This is a genomic window from Polaribacter sp. 2405UD43-2, from assembly GCF_058147125.1.
Genome location: NZ_JBYVJX010000003.1, coordinates 320,856 through 347,647, shown reverse-complemented (window position 1 = coordinate 347,647; position 26,792 = coordinate 320,856). Strand labels below are relative to the sequence as shown.

10 protein-coding genes are annotated in these 26,792 nt (G+C 31.6%); 6 read left to right on the top strand and 4 right to left on the bottom strand.

Annotated features, from left to right (window positions below; genetic code table 11):
* Positions 1–9 precede the first annotated feature (9 nt).
* On the bottom strand, positions 10–2,106 hold the full coding sequence (recG, locus tag ACY2RX_RS06715) for an ATP-dependent DNA helicase RecG (protein WP_490103201.1): 2,097 nt from the start codon (positions 2,104–2,106) through the stop codon (positions 10–12).
* A gap of 189 nt (positions 2,107–2,295) precedes the next feature.
* On the opposite strand from recG, the gene ACY2RX_RS06710 reads away from it, so the two are divergent.
* The 6 genes from ACY2RX_RS06710 (at position 2,296) to purL (ending at position 21,863) form a co-directional block, all read left to right on the top strand.
* Positions 2,296–10,329, top strand: coding sequence for a DUF8693 domain-containing protein (locus ACY2RX_RS06710; protein ID WP_490103200.1), 8,034 nt, complete (start codon positions 2,296–2,298; stop codon positions 10,327–10,329).
* Positions 10,330–10,536: 207 nt separating this feature from the next.
* A complete protein-coding gene (locus tag ACY2RX_RS06705; RefSeq protein WP_490103199.1) occupies positions 10,537–11,748 on the top strand; it encodes an RsmB/NOP family class I SAM-dependent RNA methyltransferase in 1,212 nt (403 codons plus the stop codon).
* 76 nt (positions 11,749–11,824) lie between these two features.
* Entirely contained in the window at positions 11,825–13,960 is a 2,136-nt protein-coding gene (locus ACY2RX_RS06700) for an endonuclease (protein WP_490103198.1), read from the top strand.
* Positions 13,960–15,069, top strand: coding sequence for an endonuclease (locus ACY2RX_RS06695; protein ID WP_490103197.1), 1,110 nt, complete (start codon positions 13,960–13,962; stop codon positions 15,067–15,069). The genes ACY2RX_RS06700 and ACY2RX_RS06695 overlap by 1 nt, the downstream gene beginning before the upstream one ends.
* A gap of 132 nt (positions 15,070–15,201) precedes the next feature.
* Positions 15,202–18,003 carry a starch-binding protein gene (locus ACY2RX_RS06690; RefSeq protein ID WP_490103196.1) on the top strand — a complete coding sequence of 934 codons (2,802 nt, stop codon included), beginning with the start codon at positions 15,202–15,204 and terminating at the stop codon, positions 18,001–18,003.
* Positions 18,004–18,131: 128 nt separating this feature from the next.
* Positions 18,132–21,863 carry a phosphoribosylformylglycinamidine synthase gene (purL, locus tag ACY2RX_RS06685; RefSeq protein WP_490103195.1) on the top strand — a complete coding sequence of 1,244 codons (3,732 nt, stop codon included), beginning with the start codon at positions 18,132–18,134 and terminating at the stop codon, positions 21,861–21,863.
* Between the two features lie 259 nt (positions 21,864–22,122).
* On the opposite strand, the gene ACY2RX_RS06680 is transcribed toward purL, so the two are convergent.
* The 3 genes from ACY2RX_RS06680 to ACY2RX_RS06670 form a co-directional block, all read right to left on the bottom strand.
* Complete coding sequence (locus ACY2RX_RS06680; protein ID WP_490103194.1) at positions 22,123–23,811, bottom strand: LamG-like jellyroll fold domain-containing protein; 1,689 nt, start codon at positions 23,809–23,811, stop codon at positions 22,123–22,125.
* A gap of 301 nt (positions 23,812–24,112) precedes the next feature.
* Positions 24,113–24,253: an FtsX-like permease family protein gene (locus ACY2RX_RS06675; RefSeq protein WP_490103229.1), complete on the bottom strand. Its 141-nt coding sequence runs from the start codon at positions 24,251–24,253 to the stop codon at positions 24,113–24,115.
* Between the two features lie 114 nt (positions 24,254–24,367).
* A complete protein-coding gene (locus ACY2RX_RS06670; protein ID WP_490103193.1) occupies positions 24,368–26,782 on the bottom strand; it encodes an ABC transporter permease in 2,415 nt (804 codons plus the stop codon).
* Between the last annotated feature and the right edge of the window lie 10 nt (positions 26,783–26,792).

Genomic DNA, 26,792 nt, shown 5'->3' with positions numbered 1-26,792 from the left:
CTTATAAATTTAGCTAATATTACTCCAAATTTTAGAGTTTTTAGAAATTTCTAAATACGTTTTTTTAATGACTGAGTTTTCTGGTTTAGACAAATCTGAATCTTCTTGTAACAGAGCAATAGCTGTATTTCTTGCAGAAACTAAAATTTGAGTATCTTTTACAACATCAGCAATTTTAAGGTTTAAAACACCACTTTGTTGAGTTCCCATTAAATTTCCTGGTCCACGTAATTTTAAATCTACTTCTGCAATTTTAAATCCGTCAGTAGTTTCTACCATTGTTTTAAGTCGAGTTTTTCCTTCTTCAGAAAGTTTGTAACTAGACAGTAAAATACAATAACTCTGGTCTGCACCTCTACCAACTCTACCTCTTAATTGATGCAATTGAGACAAACCAAAACGTTCTGAACTTTCAATAATCATAACACTTGCATTGGGTACATTTACACCAACTTCTATAACAGTGGTTGCTACCATAATCTGTGTTTCACCTTTTACAAAACGTTGCATTTCGTATTCTTTATCTGCAGGTTTCATTTTTCCGTGAACAATACTTATTTGATATTTAGGTGTTGGAAATTCGCGAGAAATACTCTCATAACCATCCATTAAATCTTTATAATCCATTGCTTCAGATTCTTGAATTAAAGGATACACAACATACACTTGTCTACCTTTTGCAATTTCATCTTTCATAAATTTAAAAACCGACAATCTGTTGCTATCAAAACGATGTACAGTTTTTACTTCTTTACGTCCAGGAGGCAATTCATCTATTACAGAAATATCTAAATCTCCATACACAGACATTGCCAACGTTCTCGGAATTGGAGTTGCTGTCATTACCAAAATGTGAGGGGGAAGAGAGTTTTTAGACCACAATTTAGCTCTTTGTTTTACTCCAAATCTGTGTTGTTCATCAATAATTGCAATTCCAAGGTTTTTAAACTGCACTTTATCTTCTAACAATGCGTGTGTGCCTATTAAAATATGTAAAGTTCCGTCTTCTAAATTAGCGTGAATCTCTCTTCTTTTTTTTATTTTTACAGAACCCGTTAATAAATCAACATTAATATTCATTTCTGAAATTAATTCTGAAATTGCATTGTAATGCTGTGTTGCTAAAATTTCTGTTGGTGCCATAATTGCGGCTTGAAATCCGTTATCAATTGCCAATAACATTGTTAATAGCGCAACAATTGTTTTGCCAGAACCAACATCACCTTGCAACAAACGATTCATATGCGCACCAGAAGCCACATCTTTTCTTATTTCTTTGAGGACTCTTTTTTGGGCGTTTGTTAAATGAAAAGGCAAATAATTTTTATAAAAAGAATTAAAGCTATCACCCACATTTTCAAAAACAAAACCTTTTATTTTTGTTTTATTGATGAGTTTTTTTCTCAACAATTGCAATTGAATAAAAAATAATTCTTCAAACTTTAAACGATACTGAGCTTTTGCTAAGTTTTCTTGACTCTTAGGAAAGTGCACATTTAACAACGCATCTCTTTTAGAGATTAACTTAAAATTAGCAATAATTTCTTTTGATAAACTTTCTTTAATTCCGTCGTAAAACTGTTGTAACAAATTCTGAATATAAGTGCGTAACAACTTATTAGAAACTCCAGAATTTGATAATTTTTCTGTTGATGGATATATAGGCTGCATTTTAGTTTGCAACTTTTTTTTGTATTCGGTCACCAATTCCATTTCTGGATGTGGAATACTAAAACTACCATTATAATGATTTAGTTTTCCATAAATTACATACGGTTCATTAATTTTTAGAGAATCTTTAATCCATTTTTGCCCTTTAAACCAAACTAATTCCATAGCACCAGAAGCATCTTGAAAAGTGGCCACTAACCTACTTCCTCTTTTTTGAGCCACCATTTTTACAGAAGTAATTTTACCAACAATTTGTACTTCCGAAGAATTGGGTTGTAATTCATTTATTGCATAAAACTTGGTTTTATCAATATATCTAAAAGGAAAAAAGTTTAGTAAATCATTACAAGTTTTTATACCCAACTCTGTATACAAAAGTGTTGCTCTTTGTACACTAACTCCTTTTATATATGTAATTGGTTTACTTAAATTCAATTGAAAAAGTTATAAATAACGAAAATAAATAAAACTTAGTAAATTTTATGAAATTATATTTTTAAAACCTGTATTATAAATTTTAAAAAAAAGATTATATAAACCTGTGACTTTTTAATAATTAGTGCATCTAAACAGTATATACTGATTAAAAAGTTTATTACTTTTGTAACAATTAAATGTTTTTTTATGATTCTTAATCTAAAAAAAACGAAATTATTTGGGGAAATAATTCGTTTTAACAAGAGTAGCATTGCTATGCTATTTTTTCTGTGCTTTTCTATAAGCTCTTTTTCACAATTTTTATATAGCGATTGTGCAGACAGTCCCTCAAGTTTCACTTGGAGTACTTCACCATCTGGCAATGATAAATTTGATTGGCCTGATGGAAACCTAACAAGAACTCTAACTAATGTAGATGGTACAGGGGTAAATATGACCTTTACTTTTTCTGGTGAAACAGGAACTTTAGCACAATGGCAATCAAGTTCAACAACTACAGATTCGCCAGCAGTGGGTTTAGATGCTAATCCAGAAGAAATGCTACAATATTTTACTTCTGGTTTTTCTAGTGGAGGAGTAACATTAACAATTACTTTTAGTGAACCTATTTATTCTGTAGGATTCGATTTATTTCACGTAAATGGTAATGGTACTAACGGAGATAAATACACTATAACCGCAAAAGATAATTTTAACAATACTGTTTTACCTAAGTTTACTAGCTCACTAAACCCTAATTATTATACTATAAATGAGAATACTGGAATTGTAGACTCTAATGCGAGTGGATCATCAACTGTTGGTGATGATGACAATGTTGGTGTCAATTTTTCTTCTGCAAATAAGATAAAATCTATCACAATGCTTTGGCAAGATTGCTCTGTTTGTACAGCTGGTAATGTGCACGGATCTGGTATGACTGGTTTAACTTTTTGTAAAGACTTTGCTGATGTAGATAAAGATGGGGTTGGAGACAATGTAGATATAGATAATGATAATGACGGTATTTTAGATATAAATGAAGGTGCTTGTCCTGGTAGTACTATAACAACACCAGTTGATAGATTAACAGTATCTGGAGGAACTACTGGTTCTGTAAAAAACATAGATGTTTCTTCTTTGGGAGTTTCTGTTGGCGATCTAGTACGTGTAAGTAATGTGAGAGCAAGGGGTGATATAGATGATGCAGCTTCTACAGAAGGTTTTACACTTAACTTTAATAGTGGTACTATAACTAGTACATTGCTATCTCCTTCAGGTACACAATGTAGTGCAAATTTAGATGCAGTTGTTCCTACTGTAAATCAAACACTAACAGTTATTGATATTGGTGGAGGTGTCCCTGGAATCACCATACAAGCAACTACACTTTCTGGTGTAAATAATTTTTGTGAAAATGCTGGAGGATCTTCAGGGTCAGATTTTGCTTTAGAATATACAGTAAATATTAATTGTGTTAATTCTAGAGATTCAGACGGAGATGGTGTTGCAGATTATTTAGATTTAGATTCTGATAACGACGGTATTCCTGATAATATAGAAGCACAATCTACTACTGGTTATAAAGCACCAATAGGTATAGACTCTGATAAAGATGGTTTAGATAATACTTACGACACTACTCCAACAGGAGAATCAAATGGTGCTGGTTCTATAGGAATAACACCACAAAACACAGATGGTACAGATAACCCAGATTATTTAGATTTAGATTCTGACAATGATGGCTCTAATGATATTGTAGAATCTGGTAGTGGATTAGCTCAATCTGGAGGTAAAGTTACTGGTGCTGTTGGTACTAATGGTTTGGTAAATACACTAGATAATGGAGATAATTATACAGATGTAAATGGTAATTTTGATATTTCTCAAACAGACAACTTTACAGATTCTGATGGTGATATAAACTCTGGTGGTGATGTAGATTATAGAGATATCCCTGGTAAAGATACAGATAATGATGGTATTGCTGATGTAGACGATTTAGATGATGATAATGATGGAATTTTAGATACAGTAGAATGTTCTCAACCTGCAGTTGTAGACTTCGAAGATAACTTTGGTAGCATTTTAGCAGATAATGGTACAGATTCTGACTTAAATAAATCACCTGGAGATGCTGGCTATAACGCTACAAGTTTAAATAGCTCATCAAAAAGCACAGCTTCCGCAGCTTACCTTAATGGTCCTAAAAACACTCTAGGTTCGTATGATAACGGAACAATAACTGATAATCTTTTCGGATTAGCAACAGATGTTACTTCTGATACGGGAGATGCTTTCTTGTTTCACAACACAAGTGTATCAGGAGGAAATATATATAACCAAGTAGTTTGGTATAACAAAAATACTATTACAGCTTTACCTAATACTACATATACTTTTAAATATTCCGTTTTTAGTTATGGTAGTGCTCCTCCAAACCTTAGCGTTGTAGTTGATGAAAACACTGCTGATGGTGCAAACAACTGGGTTACAAAAGGAAGTGCTTACACAGCAACAGCATCTTGGGTAGAACAAACAGTAACTTTTACTACTGGTGCTTCAACTACATCAATATATGTTGGTATTTTAAATAATAATAATGTTGGTAATGGTAATGATTTTGGCTTAGATAATATAATCTTAACACATACTGCCATTTGTGATTCTGACGGAGATGGCATTCCTAATTCATTAGATTTAGATTCAGACAATGATGGTATTCCAGACGTAATAGAAGCTGGAGGTACAGATGCTAATAATGATGGTAGAGCAGATGGTAATGTAGGCACTACTCCAACAACCAATGGTGTTCCAAGTACTGCTGGTACAGGTACTACCCCTACAAATTCTGATGGAGATACTATACCAAACTTTTTAGACATAGATGCAGACAATGATGGAATTCCAGATAATATTGAAGGGCAAACTACAAGCGGTTATGTAGCTCCAAGTGGTGTAGGAGCAGGTATTACAGATGCAAACAACAACGGTTTAGATGACAATTATGAAAACGGATCTATTATAGGTCTGACTCCTACAAATACAGATAACACAGACAATCCAGATTATACAGATACAGATTCTGATAACGATGGTATTAACGACATTTCAGAAAACGGAGATGCACAAAATACATTAGCAAACGCAGATGCAGATGCAGATGGTTTAGATGATAATTTTGATGATAATAACGATTCTGCCATAGCTGGCTCAACTGTAAACGACAATCATAACCCACCTGCCGCAGGTAATTTAGGTGATGCAGATGCAGATATAACAACAGGAGGAGATGTAGACTACAGAGACATACCTGGTGTAGATACAGATAATGATGGTATTGCTGATGTAGACGATTTAGATGATGATAATGATGGAATTTTAGATACTGAAGAAACCTGCCCTAATGCAGTAATAAATCAATCTATTATAAATGTGTATATAGATCTAGGAGCTTATGAAAACGAAAATAGTTGGACACTTACTGGACCTGGAGGTTTTTCTCAAAGCGGAGGACCGTATGCAGATGGAGATGAAATAATAAATATAAACTATACCGTTACTACTACTGGATCATATGTATTCACACTCTCTGATACTGCAGGTGATGGTTTAGATGGCCCTGGCACTGGAGGTTCAGGAGGTAGTAGTAATGAAAACGCTACTTCATTATACAGAATTTCTTTAGATGGCACTACAGTATTTCAAAGTGGAACTTTCCCTAGATTTGGTAATGCTGCTGCTGCTGCCACAGTAAATGTTTCAGTTACATTACCAAGACCAGCAACGGGTTTCTCTTGTTTAACAGCAGATCCAAGCGCAGATTCTGATGGGGATGGAACACCAAATTATAAAGACCCTGATTTTGCAGCAGCTAACAGCTCAACTATTGTTAATGGAGTTATGGCTAGTTTAGACGCAGATGGAGATGGTATTCCAAATTATTTAGACTTAGACTCTGACAACGATGGTATCCCAGATGTAACAGAATCTGGTGGTACAGATGCAAATAATGATGGTAGAGCAGATGGTACAGTTGGTACTACAACAACAACTAAAGGTATACCAAGTACAGCAGGTACAGGTAATGACCCAACAAATTCTGATGCAGATTCTTTAGATAATTATCTAGACATAGATGCAGATAATGATGGTATTCCAGACAATATAGAAGGGCAAACAACAAGTGCTTATATTGCACCAAGTGGTGTTGGTAATGCTATAACAGATGTAAATAAAAATGGAATTGATGATAATTATGAATCAGGAAGTAATATTGGCTTAACACCAACAAACACAGACAATACAGACAACCCAGATTATATAGATACAGACTCCGATAACGATGGTATTAACGACATTTCAGAAAACGGAGATGCACAAAATACTTTAGCAAATGCTGATGCAGATGCAGATGGTTTAGATGATAATTTTGATGACAATAACGATTCAGCCATAGCAGGTTCAACCGTAAATGATAATCACAATCCTCCTGCTGCAGGCAATTTAGGAGATGTAGATAATGACATTAACTCAGGTGGAGATGTAGATTACAGAGATGTATCTGGTACAGATACAGATAACGATGGTGTTGCAGACAAAGATGATTTAGATGATGATAATGATGGTATTTTAGATACAGTAGAATCTGGAGGAAATATCCCTAATGGTGATGAAGATGGAGATGGAATTCCAAATTATAAAGATACCTCAGATGGAGGTAATGGCGGAGATGGTTCTACTACAGATTATACAGATACAAATGGAGACGGAATTCCAGATGTTTATGACACAGATGGAGATGGTGTTCCTAATCATTTAGACTTAGATTCAGATAATGACGGAATTCCAGATGTTATAGAATCAGGTGGTACAGATACAAATAGAGATGGTAGAGCAGATGGCACAGTTGGTACAACACCAACAACAAAAGGTATACCAAGTACAGCAAATACAGGAAATACGCCAACACATTCAGACACAGATGGTATTCCTAATTATTTAGATATAGATGCAGACAATGATGGTATACCAGATAATATAGAAGGGCAACCAACAAAAGGTTATGTTGCACCAAGTGGTGTTGGAGCAGCTATGACAGATGCAAACAATAATGGTGTAGATGATAATTATGAAAGTGGAGCCATTATTGGTTTAAATCCAGAAAATACAGATAATACAGACAACCCAGATTATATTGATACAGATACTGATAACGATGGTACTCCTGATATCGAAGAAAATGGAGTTGGTGTTCCAAATTCATTAACTGGAGGTGATGTTGATGGTGATGGATTATTTGATATTTTTGATCAAAATAACGATTCAGCAATAACTGGTTCAACAGTAAATGACAATCATAACCCTCCAAACGCAGGTAATTTAGGCGATGCAGATAATGATATTAACAGTCCTTTTGGAGATTTAGATTACAGAGATACTGCAGGAGCTCAAGGTATACCAATGATTACGCAGGTATATCAATTTGGCTCAGAAAAATGGATAGAAATTACCAACATTAGCACAACCAGTTCTATTGATGCAAATCAAATTAAAATACAATTATATAAAAATCAAACAGGAGATAGATCTAATGTAACACCAAGTGTTACCTATAATGTTACAACTCCTTTAGCACCAGGTAAATCTATATTATTTAAAAACACTGCAAATACCATTTCAAATTTAGATGGTACTGCTACAGTAGTTACAAATAATACGCTTACTGATATAGAAGGAGCCAATGATATTATTACTTTATCTCCTAAAAATGATACTTCTTCTTGGGAAAACAGATTTGATGTTGTTGCTGCTTTTAATAACAAAACATCCTTTGTAAGAATTGATGAAACATTAGTTCCTAACAAAACATACACTGCAAATGAGTGGGTTATTTTTATAGATGATGAATTAAATCCATACAGATTATTAGGAGCTGGTGGTGCAGAAAGACATCCTCACGATCCGTTAGTTTCCGAAATTAAAAATGCTAGTGCAGAAATGAACACAAGACTTGGTCTTCACAGAATAAACATTACAACAAGAACAGCTGGTAATTGGAGCAATGGTGTGCCAGATAGATCTAGACACGTTGTTATAGATCAAGATTATAATCATACAACCAATAAATTAAGTGCAAGAAAATTAACAGTAAATGCTGCTCGTAAATTAGGAATCACAGATAATTTATTAGTTGTTACTAATAATGTTACTTTAAACGGAGATATTCGTTTAATAGATGCATCCAAAGAAAGTAAAGCACAATTAATACAAACACACACTTCTGCCAGTTTAGTTTCTGGTGGCGGTAAATTATTAGTTGATCAAAACTCTGCTGTTCCTAGTAAATACAGATATAATTATATTGGTTCTCCTGTAAAAAATAGTGCAGGTTCTGCAACGTATACTGTTGCTGATATTTTAAAAGATGGTACAGTACCAACAAACTTTGCTGGTACAATAAACACTAATATTGCCAAAGATATTACTTGGATTGGTGGTTATGATGGTAACTTTAATGCAAGCCCAATATCTCTTGCTCATTATTGGATTTATACTTACGCTTCTGGTAATGGTACTAGATCTAATTGGTCTCAAAAATATAGTACAGGAACCATACCTAACACAGATGGATTTATTTTTAAAGGTCCTGGTAGAGCTCAAAACTATACATACTTAGGTACACCAAAAGACGGGAATCTTACAACTGCAATTGGTAAGGGAGAATCTTACTTGGTGGCAAACCCTTATGCATCTGCTATTAGTGTTAAAAAGTTTTTAGAAGATAACAATTCTTCTTTAAGTGGTACTTTATACTTCTGGGAACACGCAAGTGAAGTATTAAGTGAAGAAGGTACTATCTATGGACATAGATTTGCAGGTTATATTGGTGGTTATGCTACAAGAACTATAACAATGGGAGTTTCTGCTCTTGCGGCTGCTGGTAGCGCTATAGATGTAAATCTTAAAGCTGAAAGTGCAACAATATTAAATGGTACTGTAGAAAGTGTTACTGATGGAGTTGGAAATATTAATGTTGTAAAACTAAATCAATACAGTCAATCTATTACTTTTAAAAATATTCCTTCTGGTGTAGACACTTTAAGAATTAGATATAAATCTGATACTGATAAAATTATCAGAATTAAAGAAAACAATGAAGTTAAATTAAGCGTTACGCTACCTGCAACTTCTGGAGTCTTTTCTGTAAAAAAAATTAAGCTTTGCGTAGTTATTGGTAGTAATATTACATTAGAGTCTATAGATTCAAATGTAGTTCAAATAGACTATTTAAAAATTAAAGATGATGGTAAAATAACTTGTGCTCCGAATATTGGAGGTGCTAGTATTACTTATACTGAACCTAAAGATTATATTGCTATAGGTCAAGGATTCTTTATTCAAGGTGATGCTGTAGATGGCGGAACTGTAGTATTTAACAATAGTCAAAGAGAATACAAAAAAGAAGGTGCAGAATCTGTTTTCTTTAAATCGTCTAAAAAATCTTCAGGAAAATCTAACCCTAACACTAGTATTAAAAGTTTACCTGTTATTAAATTGGGTATGGACTTTAAAAACACTTCAGAAGGTAAAAATTATCACCGTCAAATAGGAGTATCATTTAGTCATTACACTTCTTTTGCTTATGATAGAGGTTATGATGCCGAAATTAACGATATAGGTACTACAGACTTCTACTGGAAATTCCCTAGTGATGATAGAAAATTTGTAATTGCGGGAGTGCAAGCTATTTCTAATGATTTAGAAGTGCCTTTAGAAATCATTATGGGATATTCTGGTGAGATAAATATTAAAGTTGATGAAATGAAAAACATCAATCAAAAACTTTATATTACCGATAAAGTAACAGGTATTTCTCAAGAATTAATTAGCGGTAAAGCAAAATTAACTTTAGATAAAGGTGTATATACAGATAGGTTTGTTTTAGCATTTACACCAAGTACAGCTTTATCTGTAGATGATGATCTAACAAATAGTTTAACAAACATCTATGCAGATAACAAAAACAAACTATTAGTAATTTCTAAAAACGAAGAAATTAACATTAAAGATGTACAACTATACTCTATTTTAGGTAGAAAAGTAAACTCTTGGAAAATCAAAAAACAAGAACAAAAACTTCAATTAAAAATTGGTAAACAATTACCAACAGGAGTTTATATTGTTAAACTGAAAACCAATAAAGCAGACAGCTCTAAGAAAATTGTAATTGAATAATAAATAAAATTCCTCAAATAGTTAAAAAGCGTTTCTAAAGAAACGCTTTTTTTATGACAATTTTTACAATACAACTCCTACTCTATTCTTTTAATTTTATAGAAATTAATATTAAAAAGTTAATCCAAAATTTAACTATTTAAAAAAGAAAAGAAAAATTAAAAACCTATAATTTAGCGTATATTTGCATCCCATTATAATTTTACAATGAGATTACACAGAAACTTAACTTTTGCAGTTATAGACAGCATTAGAGATATTTTTAATGAAGGAGTTTATGCAGACAAAGCTGTAGAAAAAGCACTAAAACGCGATAAACGTTGGGGCGCAAGAGATCGTAAATTTGTTGCAGAAACCATTTACGATATTGTACGCTGGAATCGTTTATACGCAGAAATTGCAGAAGTAAAACTTCCTTACGATAGAGATAATATCTGGCGTTTATTTTCTGTTTGGTGTATTTTAAGAGGAATTACATTACCAGATTGGAATCAAATAGGTGATGTGCCAGAAAGAAGAATTAAAGGTCGTTTTGCAGAATTATCTAAAACCAGAAAATTTAGAGAATCAATTCCAGATTGGATGGATGAATTGTGTGTTTCTGAATTAGGAGAAGAAATTTGGACCAAAGAAATTGCAGTCTTAAACAAAAAAGCAGATGTAGTTTTAAGAACAAATACGTTAAATATTTCTAAAGAAATGCTTCAAAAAAAATTAAGAACAGAAAATGTAATTACGCAATTTGTTCCTAATTACCCAGATGCGTTAGTTTTAGAAGAAAGAGCCAATGTATTTAAAACAGAAGCTTTTCATAATGGTTTTTTCGAAGTGCAAGATGCTTCTTCACAATTAGTGGCTGCATATTTAGATGTGAAACCAGGAATGAAAGTAGTAGACACTTGTGCTGGTGCAGGTGGTAAAACCTTGCATTTATCAGCTTTAATGGAAAACAAAGGACAAATTATTGCAATGGATATTTACGAAAGCAAATTAAAAAAATTAAAAATAAGAGCCAGAAGAAACAAAGCTCATAACATAGATTTACGCGTAATTGATTCTACAAAACCAATTAAAAAATTACACAATAAAGCAGATAGAGTTTTAATAGATGCTCCTTGTTCTGGTTTAGGAGTTATCCGTAGAAACCCAGATTCTAAATGGAAATTACAACCAGAATTTATAGAAAACATAAAAAAAGTACAACAAGAAGTTTTACAAAGTTATTCTAAAATGGTAAAACCAGGAGGTAAAATGGTATATGCAACTTGTTCTATTTTACCATCAGAAAATCAAAACCAAGTTCATACTTTCTTAACATCAGAAGCTGGTAAAGAGTTTACCTTTGTAAAAGACAAAAAAGTGTTAGCTCATATTTCTGGTTTCGACGGATTTTATATGGCTTTATTAGAAAAAAAATAATTTTTATACTTTAATTGCTCGTATAAAAATTTAGTATCACAGAAAAAGAAATCGTTTTAATTTAATAGTATATATTATGATAAAAAGATTACTTTGCTTTTGGATTTTTGTATTCATTACACTAACAACATTCTCGCAACAAAGTTATTATAACGATGTTAACCTAAACTTAACAGGTATAACTTTAAAAAATGCTTTAGCCACAAAAATCATTACTAGCCATACTAGAACGCTATCTTATGATCAAATTTGGGATGCTTCAAAAATTACCGATAAAAACCCACAAAATAATTCGCAAGTTTTATTAGTTTATGGTTGGGAAAATGGTTCTGATTCTAACGTTACAAACGATAGAACTAGAGGCGTAAATAATAATAGTGGTAGTGTTGGAGGTTGGAATCGTGAGCACGTATATTCTCGTTCTTTAGGAACTCCAAATTTGGGTACTTCTGGTCCTGGTGCAGATGCACATCATTTAAGACCTTCAGATGTACAAAGAAATTCATCGAGAGGAAATAAAAAATTTACTACAGGTTCTGGTGTTGCCTCTGGTGCATCAGGTAGTGGTTGGTTTCCTGGAAATGAATGGAAAGGTGATGTTGCTAGAATGATGATGTATATGTATTTACGCTATGGCAGCAGATGTTTACCTACCAATGTGGGTATAGGCAGCTCCTCTTCTACTCCAGATGATATGATCGATTTATTTTTACAATGGAATGCAGATGATCCTGTTTCAGATTTTGAAAAACAACGAAATACCTATCACGAAAATATTTCTAATGCAAATGCACAAGGTAACAGAAATCCGTTTATAGACAACCCAAGACTGGCAACTAGAATTTGGGGTGGTCCTGAAGCAGAAGATACTTGGGGTATTTATACAAATTCTGATACTGAAGCACCTACAATTCCTACCAATCTTACAGCTGCAAATATTACTACTTTTTCTGTTGATGTTTCTTGGACAGCATCAACAGATAATATTAAAGTAACAAGTTACGATGTTTTTGTTGATGGAAATTTAAAAACCAATACTACAAATACTTCTATAAATATTGCTGATTTAAACTCAGATACTTCTTACTCAATAACAGTGTTAGCAAAAGATGTTGCTGGTAATAAATCTTTGCAAAGTACACCTCTAAATGTAACTACTTTAAAAGATACACAAGCACCAAGTGTTCCTTCAAATATTGTAATTAGTAATGAAACCGGAACAAGTTTTATTGCAACTTGGTCTGCTTCTACAGATAATACTGCAGTTACAGAATATGATATTTATATAGATAGTAGTTTAAAAGCATCAACAAATTTAACAACATTTACTATAACAGGTTTAAGCAACGCTACAACTTATGCTGTTCAAATATTAGCAAAAGACGCTGTAGGTAATAAATCAGCTTTATCATCATCAGTAAATGCAACTACAACAGATGGCTCTACAACAACTGCTAATGAATTATTTTTTTCTGAATATGTAGAAGGTTCTAGTAACAACAAAGCATTAGAAATTGTAAATGTTACCAATGCTGATGTTAACTTAAGTGGATATAGTATTAAAAGGCAAAAAAATGGTGGACAAGATGGGCATATTTGGGGAACACCTTTAAATCTTTCTGGAACTTTACAAAAAGGAGAAGTTTATGTTTTAATTAATGGAAGTGCTACAAATCAAACTTTAAAAGATGAAGCAGATTATGTACAGCCAAACTCAAGTGCTACAAATTTTGGAGACCCACTTAATTTTAATGGTAATGATCCTGTAGGTTTATTTAAAAATGATGTTTTAATTGATATTATTGGTACTTACAATGGTGGCTCATCAAACTTTGCAAGAGATAAAACACTAAGAAGAAAAAGTGGTGTTGCCCAACCAAACACTTCTTTTGATATTAATAATGAATGGGATATTTTCTCTAAAGACACTGTAGATGATATTGGCAAACACAATACTACTTTAAATGTAAAAAGTTTTTTATTTACAGGAATAAACTTTTATCCAAATCCTGTTGATGTAAATTTAAACATACAAAACAGTAAAAATCTGACAATAAAAAATATTTCAATATATAATTATCTTGGTAAAAAAATAACTTCATTTAAAAATCCAAATAAAAAAATTAACTTAAAATCTTTATCTAAAGGAATATATATTCTTAAATTTGAAGTAGAAAATAAATTGTACTCAACAAAATTCATCAAAAAATAATGAAGAAAAAATTATCTTTATTACTATCAATCATTTCTATTTCTATTGGGTTTTCGCAAATTCCAACTGGCTATTATAACAATGCAACTGGCAGTGGTTATGCTTTAAAAACACAATTAAAATCTATCATTAAAAACGGTCATACAGACAAAGGTTATAATGCTTTATACAATGCATACATTAAAACAGATAACGATTCTTTTTACGAAAAAGACAACACTGTTTTAGATATGTATTCAGAAAATCCTGCAACATCTTCTTCTAATAACGATGCTTACAATTACAACCATAATACAAGAAAATGTGGCAATTACAATTCAGAAAACGATTGCTATAATAGAGAGCATATTTTTCCGCAAGGTTTTTTTAATAAAAGATATCCTATGCGTTCAGATATTCATCACGTTGTTCCTTCTGATGGATATGTAAATGGAAGAAGAAGCAATTATCCTTTTGGAGAAGTTACTAATTTTACTTGGAAATCTAATAACGGATCTAAAGTTGGAGCAAATACTGCTTTTGGTTATTCAGGCACCGTTTTTGAACCTATTGATGAGTTTAAAGGAGATATTGCAAGAATGTTATTTTATTTTGCAACGCGTTATGAAGATGATGTTACAAGTAGTTCTTGGGATCCTCATACTGATAATAATAATCCGTTAAACGGAACAAACAATCAGGTTTATGAAGATTGGTATATTAAATTATTATACAAATGGCATACAAACGATCCTGTAAGTACAAGAGAAACCGTTAGAAATAATGAAGCTTATACTTTTCAAGGAAACAGAAATCCGTTTATTGACCATCCAGAATTTGTTAGTCAGATTTGGGGTGCTGTTTTATCTGTAGAAAATATTGTTTTGCTAGAAAACATTTCTGTGTATCCAAACCCGAGTGCTACAAATAGAATTATCATTAACATTCCTCAGGGCTTAAATGTTTCTTCCATAACTTTATATTCTATTTTAGGTTCTAAAATTTATCAGAATAAAAAGCCTAATACTACCAATAATAAAATTAGGATTAAAAACTTAAAAAGTGGGATGTATTTGTTGAAAATCACCAATAATACTTCTAGTATTTCTAAAAAAATAATAGTAAACTAATCTAATTAGCATAGTGTTTTTATAAGGTTGAAAAAAATATTACGAACACGTTTTCGCAATGTTAATATCTTATTCTTGCTTTTTATCTAAGTGAAAAGTAACTTTATCAAGTTGATTTTCAATTGATTTCATATGAAATATAAATTACTTTTTTTCTTGTTTTTTATTATCTTTTCTATAAATTCTCAAGTACATACTTCTTACCTCTGGCATATGCAACAACCTATTTATTGGCCAGATAAAAGCGTAAGTAATCCTTTTGAATATCAAAAAGTATGGGAATCTTATCAACTAAAACAAAATGGAAAAAATAACTATGCAAGTGGTTTGGCGCATCCTTTAAATAATTTACAAGAAATTTTTAGCAAAGCAGACAGAGTAAAGGCCTATCAATGGGAAACTAAAAATGCAATAAACTCCATTAAGCATCATAAAAATGCTGGAGCTCAAGTAAATTATGGAGGTTGTTTAATAGAAAACATCAATTCTTTAGCTACAAATAATGCTTGGGGCTATACTCAAAACTGGAAAGATAATATCAAAGAAGCACAAAATTGGCAAACGTCAAATAATTTTCCAAGAATGGATGTAACTGGTTTTACCTGGCATCATGTATTATCTCCTTTAGTTTCTGATCGAGTTTTAAAAAAAGAAATTCAAGGTCATAAATATATAGTAGAAAATAATTTTAACGGAACAATCTCTAAAGGATATTGGCCTGCAGAATGTTCATTTTCTGAAAGAATTATACAAGTTTTAGTAGAAGAAGGTTTTGATTGGTCTGTGGTTGCAAATAGTCATTTAGCAAGAACTTTAAACGATTATCCAAACACAAATTTTGGCACTTCTGGTGTAAATTCAAACCCTCCAAACAAAGCCGACAAAGTAGCTACAAATGGTACAAATTGGTGGAGTGGGCAAATTGATGGAAGAGGAGGTACATTTGCTGCACCTTACGCCTATCAAGCTCATAAAGCAAAATATGTGAATCCAGAAACAGGTATAGAGTACAAAATAAATGTAATACCAATGGCAGATTTATTGAGTTATAAAGATGGTTTTTCTGAACAAAGCACAGCAGATATTGATGCAAATATTGCTCCTTTTTCAGACCCAAATCATCCATCAATAGTATTATTAGCTCACGATGGAGATAATGCTTGGGGTGGAGGTTCAAGTTACTATCAAGAAGCTGTAAAAAACTTTACGAATGCTGCTGCTAGCAAAGGATATACTCCAAATACAATTCAGCAATTTTTAAATGATAATCCTGTTCATGAAAGTTCTTTAGTTAAGGTTGAAGACGGCTCTTGGGTAAATGCTGCAAACGATTGGGGAAGCCCACAATTTATAAATTGGTTGTGGCCAATGTATACTTCAGATTTTAAGTTTGATGTAAATGGTTGGACAGAAGATGCAAGAAATTGGGCAGTTTTAACAGCAGCCGAAAATTTTGTAATTATGGCAGAAGATTTAGAAGGTAATAATAAAATCGAAAACATTGTAAAACCTTCTGCTAATTCTAAAAAATCTGAACTAGCTTGGAACGCATTGTTGCCTGGTTTTACAAGCGGATATATGTATTATGGAAAAGCTATAGATATGGAAATAAAACAAACAATAGCCTCAAATAATGCCGTTAAATTAGCAAAAGAAGTTATCGCTGCAAATACCAATATAGACAACACAAAACCATCCGTTTTTATTCCGCAAAGATATCCTTACAATCCTGGTGAAATAGGTTTTGGACCAACTTACGGATATAAACAACATCTAAATTCTGCTGATTTTACAGTCTGGACTTTTGCTTTTGATGTTAGCGGAATTCAATCTGCTAAATTAAAGTTTAGAACAGATAAAGATGGTAAAAATCCATTATCAAATAATGAAAATGAAACCTATGCTGGTGGAAATTCGGTCGGTTCTTGGGAAACTATTTCTATGACTAAAAGATTTTTTCCTAAAGGAAATATTACAAACGACTCGGAAATAGATTTTTTTGTTTTACCAGAATATATTGCTGACCAATACTATGCAAAAATTGAAGGAAAATCTGAAGTTTTATTAGATTATTATATCGAAATAACCGATACAAAAGGAAATATCGAAAAAACAAAAATACAACACGTTTGGGTAGGAAAAAACAAAGATTTAGCTCCAAAAGTTACTTTTACTCCAGAAAATAATTATGCGCCTAATGCTATTGATGTAACTATAAATGCAACAGATTCTTCTGATGCAAATCCAAAAATATACTACACTACCAATGGCTCAGAACCTACTACAAGTTCAGCATCAGCAACATCAACTGTAACAATTAATATTACAGAAACTACAACTTTTAAAGTTTTTGCAATTGACAATGAAAATAACAAATCTAATATCATTACAAAAACCTACAATATTGGCAGTATTCCAGATATTACTGTGTATTTTAAACCTGATGCAAATTGGAATACTACTCCAAAAATTTATTGGTGGAATGCTACTCCTTCAGGAAATTTAGCAAACCAAACTTGGCCAGGAATTGATATGCAAACACATAATTCTGAATGGTATAAATACACTTTTAGCGGAGTTTCATCAATCAATATTATTTTTAATAATGGTTCTGGTGGTAACGGAAATCAAACAGAAGATATTACAAATGTTACAGGAGAAATTTGGTACGAATGGGGAACAGGGATTTTATCTGTTGATAAAAATCAAATTAAAAAAGTAAAAGTTTTCCCAAATCCTGTTTCTAGTTTTTTAAAAATTGACTCAAACCTTAAAGTAAATAAATATTTTATTTACAATTATTTAGGTAAAGAAGTTTTAAAAGGTCCTATAAAAAATAAACAAATAGACGTTTCTAAACTAAAAAAAGGAATATATTTCTTAAATCTTTTTTATAGAAAAAAAGCTATCAAAACTATTAAAATCATCAAATAAATCATATCAAATTCAGATGTTAAAATAAAGTGAATAACTATCTTTTTTCATAATTATAAATCCTTTAAAATAAAAAGAAAAAAAGTAAATTTGCATTTTTACAACAACACGCAAACACAACTTTTAAAATGATTCATTTCTTTGGAAACAAAAACAGTAAAGTATTCGCTGTTCAAACAACAAAAGAATTAACTTCAGAAACAACTGCTAAATTAACTTGGTTATTTGGCAATCAAAATAAAATAGAAGCGTCTTCACTCGACGCTTTTTTTGTGGGCCCAAGAGCAGCTATGATAACTCCTTGGAGTACAAACGCTGTAGAAATTACTCAAAATATGGGTATTTCTGATATTATTAGAATTGAAGAATTTGAATCTGTTGCTGAAGAATTTAAAGGTTTTGACCCGATGATTTCTCAAAAATTTGAGGGATTAAATCAGGATACTTTTACCATTAATATTCAACCAAAAGCTATTTTAAATATTGATGATATTGCTGCTTATAACATACAAGAAGGCTTGTCTTTAAGTGATGAAGAAGTTGAATATTTAGAAAGTGTTGCAAAAAAAATAGGTAGAAAATTAACAGATTCTGAAGTTTTTGGTTTTAGTCAAGTAAACTCAGAACACTGTCGTCATAAAATATTTAACGGAACTTTTGTTATTGATGGAGAAGAGCAACCTACTTCTCTATTCAAAATGATAAAAGAAACATCTAAACAACATCCAAACGATATTGTTTCGGCTTATAAAGATAATGTTGCTTTTATTAAAGGCCCTAAAGTGGAACAATTTGCACCTAAAAGTGCAGACAAACCAGATTTCTATACAACTTCTGATTATGAATCTGTTATTTCATTAAAAGCAGAAACGCATAATTTCCCAACAACTGTAGAGCCTTTTAATGGTGCCGCAACTGGTTCTGGTGGAGAAATTAGAGATAGACTTGCTGGAGGAAAAGGCTCTTTACCTTTAGCGGGTACAGCCGTTTATATGACTTCGTATTCTCGTTTAGAAAAAGATAGATTTTGGGAACAAAAATTTGAAGCCAGAGATTGGTTATACCAAACACCAATAGATATTTTAATTAAAGCATCTAATGGAGCATCTGATTTTGGAAATAAATTTGGGCAACCTTTAATTACAGGTTCTGTATTAACTTTTGAACATGAAGAAAACTCGTCTTCAAGTAATTCTAAAGCTAGAAAATTAGGTTACGACAAAGTAATTATGCAAGCAGGCGGAATTGGCTATGGAAAAGCCTCTCAAGCAATAAAAGACACTCCAAAAGAAGGCGATAAAATTGTAATTCTTGGTGGAGAAAATTATAGAATTGGAATGGGTGGTGCTGCGGTTTCTTCTGCCGATACTGGAGAGTTTGCATCTGGAATAGAGTTAAACGCGGTACAACGTTCGAATCCAGAGATGCAAAAACGTGCTGCAAATGCTGTTCGTGGAATGGTAGAAAGTGATGAAAACTTTATTGTTTCTATTCACGATCATGGTGCGGGTGGACATTTAAATTGTTTATCTGAATTAGTAGAAGATACTGGAGGAAAAATTGATTTAGATAAATTACCAGTTGGTGACCCGACCTTATCTGCAAAAGAAATTATCGGAAACGAATCTCAAGAAAGAATGGGATTAGTTATTGCCGATAAACATATTGATAAGTTACAAAAAATTGCTGAACGTGAGCGTTCGCCAATGTACACTGTTGGTGATGTTACTGGAAACGATCGTTTTACTTTTGAATCTAAAACCAAAGGTGATAAACCAATGGATTTAGCTTTAGAAGATATGTTTGGTTCTTCGCCAAAAACAGTTTTAACTGATAAAACGGTTACAAGAAATTATAAAAATTCAAGATATAAAACCAAGAATTTACAAATCTATTTAGAGCAAGTTTTACAGTTAGAAGCTGTTGCGTGTAAAGATTGGTTAACAAATAAGGTAGATCGTTGTGTTGGTGGTAAAGTTGCCAAACAACAATGTGTAGGCCCTTTACAAATTCCGTTGAATAATGTGGGTGTTATGGCACTAGATTATAATGGAAAAGAAGGTATTGCAACGTCTATTGGCCACTCACCTATTTCTGGATTAATTCATCCAGAAGCAGGAAGTAGAAATTCAATCACAGAATCTTTAACCAATATTATTTGGGCGCCTTTAAAAGAAAACCTAAAGAGTGTATCGCTCTCTGCAAATTGGATGTGGCCTTGTAAAAATGAAGGTGAAGATGCGCGTTTATATAAAGCTGTTAAAGCAATTTCAGAATTTGCTATCGATTTAGGAATCAATGTGCCAACAGGAAAAGATTCGCTTTCTATGAAACAGAAATATCCAGACGGCGAAGTAATTTCTCCGGGAACGGTTATTATTTCTGCTGCTGCCAATTGTAATGAAATCTCTAAAGTAGTTGAACCAGTTTTACAACAAAACGGAGAAAACATTTATTATGTTAATATTTCTCAAGATGATTTTAAATTAGGAGGAAGCTCTTTCAACCAGGTTTTAAATACCATTGGAAATGAAGCTCCTGATGTTAAAAATTCAGCGTTTGTAAAAAATACGTTTAACACGATTCAAAATTTAATTAAAGCTGATAAAATTTCTGCAGGACACGATGTTGGGTCTGGTGGATTGATAACTACTTTATTAGAAATGTGCTTTGCTGACGTTGATTTAGGTGCAGATTTCGATATTTCTAGGTTGAATGAAGAAGATTCTATAAAGGTTTTATTTGCTGAAAATTCAGGACTTGTTTTTCAAGCAGATGCTTCTATAGAAATTGTTTTAGCAGAAAATAATATTGAATTTTTTACCATTGGAACTGCAAATAATTCTGGGACAGTAACTATTAAAAACAATGAAGACAACTTCTCTTTTGATGTTACTGAAATGAGAGATGTTTGGTATAAAACCTCGTATTTATTAGATGATAAACAAACTGCAAACGGTTTAGCAAAAGATAGATTTGATAATTATAAAAATCAGCCTTTAACCTATAAATTTCCAGAAAATTTTGATGGTAAATTAAGTTCTGTATTGTCAGGTCGAGCGCAGTCGAGATCTAATAATAACCTCTCGACTACGCTCGAGGAGACAACAGTAAAGCCAAAAGCAGCCATTATTAGAGAAAAAGGTTCTAACTCAGAACGCGAAATGGCAAATGCGATGTATTTGGCTGGTTTTGATGTAAAAGATGTTCATATGACCGATCTTATTTCTGGTCGTGAAACCTTAGAAGATATTCAGTTTATTGGTGCTGTGGGTGGCTTTTCTAATTCTGATGTTTTAGGTTCTGCGAAAGGTTGGGCTGGAGCTTTTAAATACAACGAAAAAGCAAATACTGCTCTTAAGAATTTCTTTAAACGTGAAGATACTTTATCTGTCGGTATTTGTAACGGAGCTCAATTATGGATGGAATTAGACTTGATAAATCCAGACCATAAAGTACACGGAAAATTAATCCATAACGATTCTAAAAAGCACGAAAGTTCTTTTACATCGGTTAAAATTCAAGAAAATAATTCGGTAATGTTAAGTTCTTTAGCAGACACAGAATTAGGTGTTTGGATTTCTCACGGAGAAGGAAAATTCAGTTTACCAGAAGCTGAAGAAAATTATGATATTGTTGCCAAATACGGTTATGAAGGGTATCCTAATAACCCAAATGGTTCTGATTTTAATACCGCAATATTATGTGATAAAACAGGAAGACATTTAGTGACGATGCCTCATATAGAACGTTCTATTTTCCAATGGAGTTGGGCTAATTATCCTGCTGGTAGAAAAGATGAAGTTTCGCCTTGGTTAGAAGCTTTTGTAAATGCTAGACTTTGGATTGAAAATAACTAAATTAATAATAAACAGACCTCACAGGTTTTTAAAAACCTGTGAGGTCTTGTTATAAAAAACCAGCTTTTAGAAATGCTAAAAGCTGGTTTTTGCGTTAGAGATTGAAACAACATCCTTTTTATAGATCTAATAAGTAAGCGTCATTACGAGTTTACAAAGTAACTTTTCTTAAAAAAGGGAACTCAACCATAAATTGTCGTATATAATAAAAAACTAATTTAACTACTTATATCGTTACTGAAAAGTTCTAATATGCTACTTATTTACAATCTTTTTCTATAATAGACTTTCCAACCAAATCCCAACTAGATTTTATATCTATACATAAATGAGTTAAAGCAGTTACAGCAACATCAACAGTTCTTGGTGTGTTATCATAATTATGAACAATTTTTACAGTAGAGGCTGAAGTATCATTCCATACACCATTTGCTAAAGTTCCATTATAATTATTTGTACTAGAATCATTTATTGTTGTTCCTGTACCTTCGGTTAATTTCCAGTGTCCTAATACATTTGCATATTTTGGATGCGTATTATCTAATACTTTACATTTCCAAGTATTTATTTCACTCGCATCTAACAAAGTATTAAATATTCTAACTTCGGCAAGAGATCCTTTATATTTATATTTTAAATTACTATCTGCACCTATAACAAAAGGTAAATTGTTATTTATATCTCCTATTGATGCAATAGATGCAGTTTTTATTAAAGCGCCATCTACATACACTTTAAGATCTCCATCTCTGTCAAAAGTAGCACTAACTGTATGCCATTCGTTGTCTGTAATTTCACTAGTCTCAACATCTACTCTATTGGTTCCATCACCTACATTTACTTTAAACTTTTTAGTTCCAGGCTTAAATGAAAAAATGTAACCTTTTTTTCTACCATGAGACCAGTCTTTTTTACCAACAATACCAACATCTGCAAGTTGATTTGAACGTATTCTACATTCAATAGAAAAATCTTGAGATGCCCCAAAATTAAATTTTTTTTGATGAGGTACGCTTATTGTTGTATTATCAAACACCAATTCCGAATCACTATTCAAACAATTTGTAACTGGCTTTACTGTAACTTGTGAAGTGGTTTTTTCTATTTTTTTATTAGGTACGTTGTCGCCACTGGCAATAACAAAAATAGTACGTTCTTCTTCAGATCCTCCTCCATGAGTTTTACCAATACCTCCATGATCTGTACTTAATAATATCAACCAATCTTCATTTTTATAAGTTTTTCTAGCCTTTAAAGCAGTAATTATACTTCCTATTTCCTTATCCTTTGTTTCAATTGCAGAAACATATTTAGGATTTGACGCACTAAAACCTGTACTATGACCAGCATAGTCTACATTAGACAATTGTGAAAACAATACTGTTGGATTATTATTAGTTAACTCTTTAATAGTTTCTTTAGTAACAATTTCATCAGTAGCAGCATTTATAACAACATCAGCTGCTAATTTTGCCATTCCATCATTAATTGGATTCCATTGTACAATTGATACGGTTCTATTTTTTGAATCTGCTTCCTCAATTCTCTTAAAAAAGTGAGGATACTTATCATATTTACCAACACTCATATCATTCCATCTTACATCGTGCTTATCTTGCCAAACACCTGATAACATTGAAGTCCAACCAGGACCACTCGAAGTTCTAAACAGACATCTTGCATCTAAAGAATAGGTTGCATTTGAAATTAAAGCATCAATATTTGGTGTACTTGCAGATGTTAATACATCTGGTCTACAACCGTCAATTCCAATAATTAATACTTTTTTAACTTTCTCTTTTACTTCTGGTTCTGGAGGGGTAATATTCTCTTCTACTGATTTACTACAGGCTGTAAAAACTAAAATAGTAAAAATGATTAATGTAAAAAATACTTTATTTATTTTATTGATTGATTGATTGACTGATTTTAAATCCTTTAACATCATTTCTTAATTGTTTAAGTTTAATTAAAATTATTTTATTATCGCTATAGATAGATTCTAATACTTAACAAAAATACAAAGAATTAATGTGCGTTTGGTAAGGGTATCTGTTCATAAAAGAGGTGTTTTTTGTTCAGCCAATTAAATAAACAACTTATTTGGAATGTGTATATTTAACTTTCTAGTAGTGTATATTGCTATAAATTGCGATTACCCCAGTTTTAGTTAATATTTCTAAATTTAAGATTGAAATCTATTTTTCATAAATCATCATTAAATGATAGTAAAACAAGTTCTACTAAAATTAATGATAATACAAGCTAAAACTTTGCATTACAATTTCTAACGCATATTGTCTAGTTAAAGATGATTTAGACATCCCTAAAGTTTTCTTTACACCAACTTCTTTGGCTCTTTGTTTTGCTGATGCTATTAATAGATTGATAAAGACAACATAATTAATATGAGTTGATATATACTTTTTCCTCCTGATACAGTTTCTTTGCTATTGCTTTTAAAGGAATATCTTAAGAGGTTCAAAAATATTTTTTTTCTCATTTTATTCAAACTTTAAGTACTTAATTAAATCAACTTTTGTGGCGTTAAATGCTTTTAATCCGACTACAACAAATACTAAAACAGTTAATATAATTGGTGTAATTATAAATGGAAAAACTGGCATATCTATTCTATACACAAAGTTTTCTAACCAGTTTTGCATAAAATAATAAGCGATTGGAATTAAAATTACCGAAGCAATTAAAGTGATTTTTAAAAAGCTTTTTATGAGTTCGAACATAATTTCTTTTACAGAAGCGCCTAATGTTTTTCTTATTGCCACTTCTTTTAATCTTTGCTGGATGGTTAACGTTGCCAATGCAAACAAACCTAACAACGAAACGATGATTACAACAGATGTTAAGATAAAAAACAAAGTTTGCTGATTTTGATATTTTTTATACGTTCTAGCAAAACGTTTGTTTACAAAACCTGGACTAAATGGGTATCCTTCTTCTATGTTTTCTTTCCAATAATTTTCGATATATTTTAAGGTTTCTTGAATATTGCTGGGTTTAATTTTAAACTGTATGAATTGAAAGTTACTCTTCATCCAATCATAACTATTCCAATGCATAAAAAATGTTGGCGGAATTTTAGCATCTAATCCTCTCGTATGATGGTCTTTTACAACACCTATAACAGTCATATTTTTTCCATCATTATCATCACTATTAAAACCTAAATTAATTTTCTTACCTATTGGATCTTCATAAATATTGAATGCTTTTGCTAATGTTTCATTGATTAAAATATTTTTAATGGTGTCTGACGCTCTACTCTCTTTAAAACCTCTTCCCTTTACAATTTTAATATCCATAACATCTAAATAATTAAAATCGATTGCATTTGCGTTTGCTTGTACAGTAATTCCTTTATATTCTGAATTTGTTGAAGACGAACTTCCGCCACCAATGGTAAAAGAATTGCTTGTAATGGCTTCAATATTTGGGTGTTTTATCAGTTCATTTTTTGCTAATAGATATTTTTGAAACCTATTTTCATATTTATTCATAACCACACCAACAACTTGTTCTCCGTTAAAACCAAGGTCTTTATTCATCATATAATTTACTTGTTGATTGATGATAATAGATCCTGTTAAAAAGAATCCTGAAATTAAAAACTGTAAGCCCAACATTACATTTCTAGCAAATACACCTTGTTTACTTCTAGATACATTTCCTTTTAAAACTTCTACTGATTTAAATTTTGATAGATAAACAGCTGGAATAAAACCAATTGCAAGAGATATTATTATGGATAGCAAACCAACTTTAGCTAATAACTCAAAATTTAATATTGAAATGTCTTTTCTCATAAAATCGTTAAACGAAGGTAAAATCAACTCAACTAAAATTAATGATAATACAAAAGCAACAACACCTTGTAAAACAATTTCTAACGCATATTGTCTTGTTAAAGAAGCTTTAGACAATCCTAAAGTTTTCTTTACACCCACTTCTTTGGCTCTTTGTGTTGCAGAAGCTATGGAAAGGTTAATAAAGTTTACACAAGAGATTATGATTAATAAAATTGATAAAGACAACATAATTAATATTAACTGATAATTTCCTTTTCCTTCCGGTCCTGCTTCATTTGCTATTGTTTTTAATCGAATATCTTTGAGAGGTTCAAAAATAATTTCTGCCCCGTATTTTTCTTCAAACTCTTCAACAGATATTCCTTCTTTTTCAGCTTCTGGTACAATGGCATTATCAAACCAAACTTTATTCGCTTTTTTAGTAATTTCATCTAAAACAACAGCTTTATTGGTTTTTATAAATAAGTTATTAGAAAAACTTCCCCAATTCCCTTCTGGATGTTCTTTATACTGTGTAATAACTTTTGGCATATAAAAATGTTTTCCTTCAATTTTATAAACTGTAGAAATAACATAGGTTTTTCCTCTAAAAGTAAAACTTTTACCAATTGCCGATTTCTTACCAAAATAAACTTTGGCTTGTGCTTCTGAAATGGCTGCATTTGTAGTAACTTCTTTAAAAGCTTTTACACTTCCTTCTACTATTTTATAAGGGAAAAAGTCGAAGAAGTTCTCATTTCCACGTAACATATCTCTTGTGTAAACTTCTTTACCATCAATTTTTACAACAAAATCTCCATACCAACCATCACTTAAATAAAAATTAGTTATTTCTGGTATTTCTTCTACATATTTTGGACCTTCAACATTGGTACTATTAGACCAAACATCTCCATCAGACATTTTATGAATTACTCTGTAAATTTCATTCACATTTGTATTAGTTGCATTGTAACTTTCTTCATCATTTAAATACAACAACACTATTAATAAACCTGCAAAACCTAGTGTTAACCCGAAGATATTTACTAAAATGTTTAGCCAATTCTTTTTACTATTTCTAAAAAATATTTTAAACCAAATTTGTAACATCTGTTCTCTT

Bases quoted from the DNA above. Each gene is read 5' to 3' on its own strand.
- ACY2RX_RS06710 (WP_490103200.1), top strand. From the start codon at position 2,296: ATGATTCTTAATCTAAAAAAAACGAAATTATTTGGGGAAATAATTCGT.
- ACY2RX_RS06705 (WP_490103199.1), top strand. From the start codon at position 10,537: ATGAGATTACACAGAAACTTAACTTTTGCAGTTATAGACAGCATTAGA.
- ACY2RX_RS06700 (WP_490103198.1), top strand. From the start codon at position 11,825: ATGATAAAAAGATTACTTTGCTTTTGGATTTTTGTATTCATTACACTA.
- ACY2RX_RS06695 (WP_490103197.1), top strand. From the start codon at position 13,960: ATGAAGAAAAAATTATCTTTATTACTATCAATCATTTCTATTTCTATT.
- ACY2RX_RS06690 (WP_490103196.1), top strand. From the start codon at position 15,202: ATGAAATATAAATTACTTTTTTTCTTGTTTTTTATTATCTTTTCTATA.
- purL (WP_490103195.1), top strand. From the start codon at position 18,132: ATGATTCATTTCTTTGGAAACAAAAACAGTAAAGTATTCGCTGTTCAA.
- ACY2RX_RS06680 (WP_490103194.1), bottom strand. From the start codon at position 23,811: ATGATGTTAAAGGATTTAAAATCAGTCAATCAATCAATCAATAAAATA.
- ACY2RX_RS06670 (WP_490103193.1), bottom strand. From the start codon at position 26,782: ATGTTACAAATTTGGTTTAAAATATTTTTTAGAAATAGTAAAAAGAAT.